The sequence below is a fragment of the Streptomyces sp. NPDC003016 genome (assembly GCF_053591455.1).
Map to the genome: position 1 here is coordinate 1 of NZ_JBSFTV010000089.1, position 5,309 is coordinate 5,309.

General features: G+C 70.1%; 1 protein-coding gene. It reads left to right on the forward strand.

Annotated elements, in window-relative coordinates:
- On the forward strand, positions 1–5,309 hold a 5,309-nt coding region (locus ACWDZ4_RS34930; RefSeq protein WP_451512405.1), incomplete at both ends, for an SDR family NAD(P)-dependent oxidoreductase.

Here is a 5,309-nt window from a genome sequence, read left to right on the forward strand (position 1 = left end):
CGGTTGGCGGGGGTGTTGCGTCCGAAGGTGGACGCTGCGTGGAACCTGCACGAGCTGACCCGGGACCTCGACCTCGCCGCCTTCGTCCTCTACTCCTCGGTCTCCGGAGTCATCGGTGGCGCGGGCCAGGCCAACTACGCGGCAGGCAACGCCTTCCTGGACGCGCTCGCCGCACACCGGCAGGCCGAGGGCCTGCCGGGAGTCTCGCTCGCCTGGGGCGCCTGGAACCAGGGCGCCGGCATGACGAGCGGTCTCGGCGAAGCCGATCTGCGCCGGGCCGCCGAGGCGGGCATGCCCCTGCTCTCGGTCGACCAGGGTGTCGCACTGTTCGACGCCGCGCTGGCCACCGGCCAGGCCGCGGTGGCACCCGTACGACTGGACCTGTCCGCGCTGCGTGCCCAGGGCGCCGTCACGCCGCTGCTGCGCGGTCTGGTCCGGCCGGGCGTACGACGTACGGCGGTCTCGGGTCCTGGAACGCGTACGGACGCGGGTCTCGCCGAGCGACTCAGCAAGCTGGAGCGTGCCGAACGGTACGAGACGCTGCTCACCCTGGTACGGGACCAGGCGGCCCTCGTGCTCGGCCACACGAGCGGCGACGGAGTCGACCCGACACGGGCCTTCCGCGACCTGGGATTCGACTCGCTGACAGCGGTGGAACTGCGCAACCGGCTGAACACGACGACCGGACTGCGGCTGCCCGCGACGATGGTCTTCGACTACCCGACCGTCGAGGCACTGGCGGACCACCTGCTCGACGAACTCGTCGGTCCGGAGGCCGCAGACACCGACGCGACGACGGCCGTACCGGTGCTCTCCCAGGCCATGCTGGACGACGATCCGGTGGTCATCGTGGGCATGAGCTGCCGCTTCCCCGGCGGCATCGGCTCGCCGGAAGATCTGTGGCGCGTGGTCACCGAAGGCACCGACGTCGTCACGGACTTCCCGGACAACCGCGGGTGGGACGTCGACGGGCTCTACAACCCCGACCCTGAGCACATGGGCACGTCCTACACGCGGCAGGGCGGATTCCTACACGACGCGGGTGAGTTCGACCCGGCGTTCTTCGGGATGTCGCCGCGTGAGGCGATGGCGACGGACTCGCAGCAGCGGTTGCTGCTGGAGACGTCGTGGGAGGCGATCGAGCGCGCAGGCATCGACCCGGTGTCACTGCGCGACAGCCAGACCGCCGTGTTCGCCGGTGTGATGTACGGCGGCTACAACACCAACTTGAGCGGCAAGGAGTTCGAGGGCTTCCAGGGCCAGGGCAGCGCGCTGAGCGTCGCCTCCGGCCGGGTCTCGTACACCTTCGGTTTCGAAGGCCCGGCGGTGACGGTGGACACCGCGTGCTCGTCGTCGCTGGTCGCGGTGCACCTGGCCGCGCAGGCGCTGCGCAGCGGTGAGTGCTCGCTGGCCCTGGCCGGCGGCGTCACCGTGATGTCGGTCCCCGACACCTTCGTGGAATTCTCCCGTCAGCGGGGCCTGGCCCCCGACGGACGCTCCAAGCCGTTCTCCGAGTCGGCCGACGGTGTCGGCTGGTCCGAGGGCATCGGCATGCTCCTCCTGGAGCGGCAGTCCGACGCGTTGCGCAACGGTCACGAGATCCTGGCCGTGGTGCGCGGCAGTGCGGTCAACCAGGACGGCGCCTCCAACGGTCTGACGGCGCCCAACGGCCCGTCGCAGCAGCGGGTGATCCGCCAGGCGCTCGCCAGCGGCGGCCTGTCGACGGGTGACGTGGACGTGGTCGAGGCGCACGGCACCGGCACCACGCTCGGTGACCCGATCGAGGCGCAGGCCCTGATCGCGACGTACGGACGCGACCGCGACCCGGAGCAGCCGCTCCTGCTGGGCTCGGTGAAGTCGAACCTGGGACACACGCAGGCCGCCGCGGGCGCGGCGGGCGTCATCAAGATGATTATGGCGATGCGCCACGGTGTGCTGCCGCAGACCCTGCACGTGACCGAGCCGTCGTCCCACGTGGACTGGTCGGCGGTAGCAGTGGAGCTGCTGACCGAGTCGACCCCCTGGCCCGAGGCCGGTCGTGCCCGGCGTGCGGCTGTGTCGTCGTTCGGGATCAGCGGTACGAACGCGCACGTCATCCTGGAGCAGCCGGCGAACGTCATCCAGGGAACGCTGGTGACGGGGCCCGAGGCTCCTGCGGTGGAGCTGGGTGTGGTGCCGTGGGTGCTGTCCGGCAAGACGCCGGAGGCGCTGCGCGGCCAGGCCGCCAAGCTGCTGGCCTCGATGGAGGGTCGGCCGGAGCTGCGGCCGGTGGATGTCGGGTACTCGCTGGCGACGGGCCGGTCGAAGTTCGACCACCGCGCGGTGGTACCGACCGGCGAGCGTGCCGAGACGATGCGCGCGCTGGCAGCACTGGCGGTCGGCGAGCCGGATCCGTTGGCGGTGTCGGGTGCGGTGGTCGGTGGCCGTTCGGCGGTGTTGTTCTCGGGTCAGGGTTCGCAGCGGTTGGGGATGGGCCGGGAGTTGTACGGCCGGTTCCCGGTGTTCGCGGAGGCGCTGGACTCGGTACTCGCTTTGCTGGACGGTGAGTTGGGCCGCCCGTTGCGTGAGGTGATGTGGGGCGGGGATGCGGAGCTGCTGAACGAGACGGGCTTCACTCAGCCGGCGTTGTTCGCGGTCGAGGTGGCGTTGTTCCGTCTGGTGGAGTCGTGGGGTGTCAGGCCCGACTTCGTGGCGGGTCATTCGATCGGTGAGATCGCGGCGGCGCATGTGGCGGGGGTGTTCTCGCTGGAGGACGCGGTTCGTCTGGTGGCGGCGCGGGCGCGGTTGATGCAGGCCCTTCCGTCCGGTGGAGCGATGGTCGCGGTGCAGGCGACGGAGGACGAGGTCCTGCCGCTGCTGGCCGAGCGGGAGGGCCAGGTTTCGATCGCGGCGGTCAACGGCCCGTCGTCGGTGGTGATCTCCGGTCACGAGGACGTGGTCCTGGAGGTCGCGGCGCGGCTGGAGGAACAGGGCCGCAAGGCCACCTGGCTGCGGGTCTCGCATGCGTTCCATTCGCCGTTGATGGATCCGATGCTGGAGGAGTTCCGGGCGGTCGCGGAGGGTCTGTCGTACGCCGAGCCGGTCATCCCGGTGGTGTCGAACCTGACCGGTGGTATGGCGTCGGCCGAGGAGCTGTGTTCGGCCGGGTACTGGGTGCGCCACGTCCGCGAGGCCGTGCGCTTCTCCGACGGCGTCCGCACCCTCGGTGAGCAGGGCGTGGTGACGTTCCTGGAGCTGGGTCCGGACGGGGTCCTCTCCGCCATGGCACGCGAGTCGGTACCGGACGAGGCCGTCACCGTGCCCGTCCTCCGTAAGAATCGTCCTGAGGAGTTGTCGGTTGTCGCGGCTCTGTCCCAGTTGCATGTGTGTGGTGCGGTGGTGGACTGGGAGCGGTTCTTCGCGGGGACCGGGGCGTCGCGGGTGGATGTTCCGACGTACGCCTTCGAGCGTCAGGTGTTCTGGCCTCGGAGTCTGCGGGGCGGTGCTGATGATGCGGTGGCGGTCGGGTTGGTGTCGGCCGGTCATCCTCTGCTGAGCGGTGTGGTGGAGCTGGCTGAGGACGACGGTGTGCTGTTCACCAGTCGTCTGGCGGTGCAGTCGCATCCGTGGCTGGCCGATCACGCGGTGATGGGCCAGGTGCTCCTTCCTGGGACGGCTCTGCTGGAGCTGGCGATCCGGGCCGGTGACGAGGTCGGTTGCGATCACGTCGAGGAGCTGACGCTGGCTGCGCCGCTCGCTCTTCCGGAACACGGCGCGGTCCAGGTGCAGGTACACGTGGGTGTGGCGGACGATTCGGGACGCCACACGGTCACGGTCCACTCGCGCCCTGAAGGCGAGACGGAGTCGCCGTGGACGCAGCACGCCGCGGGTGTACTCGTCGACGGCTCGCGGGCCGGGGCTTCTGCTGCTGAGTTCGACGCGGCTGTGTGGCCGCCGGCGGGTGCAGAGCCGGTGGACCTGGACGGTTTCTACGAGGCCCGAGAGGCCGAAGGCTTTGCCTATGGTCCGGTGTTCCAGGGTCTGCGGGCCGCGTGGAGCCGGGATGGCGAGGTCTTCGCCGAGGTGAGTCTGCCGGAGGGTGAGCAAGGCGACGCGGAGGCGTTCGGTCTGCATCCCGCCCTGCTGGACTCGGCGTTGCATGCGGGGTGGTTCCTGGGCTCGTCGGTTGAGGCGGGTGGTGTGCCGTTCTCGTGGAGTGGGGTGTCGCTGCTGGCGTCGGGTGCTTCCGCGGTTCGGGTGAGGCTGGCGCGTGGGGTCGATGGTGTGCTGTCGATCGTGGTGGCGGATCTGTCGGGTGCGCTGGTCGCGTCGGTGGAGTCGTTGGCGATGCGTGCGCTGTCGGCGGAGGGTGTGAGTGGTGATGCCGGGCTGACGAAGGACGCGTTGTTCCGGCTCGACTGGGTTGCCATGCCGGCGCCTGGGTCTGCGCCTGCGTCTGGGGCGCCTGTGGAGGAGCCGCAGAGGCTCGCGGTGGCGGGCGAGGACATGTTCGGCCTGACCGAGGCCCTTCGGGAGGCGGGTGCTGAGAGCGAACTCGCCTCAAGTCCGAGCGCGCTGGCGGCTGGCGCGGCATCGGTGCCGGGTGTGGTTCTGATCCCGGTGGCTGGGGGTTCGGCTGCTGATGTGGCTGGTGGTGTGCATGCGTTGACGCATCGGGCTCTGGAGCGGATTCAGGAGCGGTTGTCGGACGAGAGGTTCGCGGAGTCCCGCTTTGTCTTTGTGACGCGGGGTGCGGTGGGCGGTCAGGATCTGGCGGCCGCGGCGGCGTGGGGTCTGGTGCGGTCGGCGCAGTCGGAGAATCCGGGTTGCTTCGGTCTGGTGGATCTGGATCCGGCGGGGCCGGTGACATTCCCGCTGGCGGTCCTGAGCGCGGATGAGCCGCAGTTGATGGTGCGGGACGGGAGTGTTCTGGCCGGGCGGTTGGTGCGCCGGTCGTCTGTGGATGAGGACATGAGCCCGGAGTGGGGTGGCGGTGAGGGCAGTGTTCTGATCACGGGTGGTACGGGTGGTCTGGGCGCGGTGGTGGCCCGCCACCTGGTGGCGGAGCACGGTGTGCGCCGTCTGCTGCTGGTGAGCCGCCGGGGCCTCGGTACGAACGGGACCGAAGCGCTGGTGGACGAGCTGGAGCTGCAAGGCGCGGAAGTCCGGGTCGCGGCCTGTGATGTCTCGGACCGGAGTGCGCTCTCGGACCTGCTTGCCGAGCACAGGGTGTCCGCCGTGATCCACACCGCTGGTGTGCTGGATGACGGTGTGGTGGGTTCGCTGACGCCGGAGCGGTTGGATGGGGTGTTGCGTCCGAAGGTGGATGC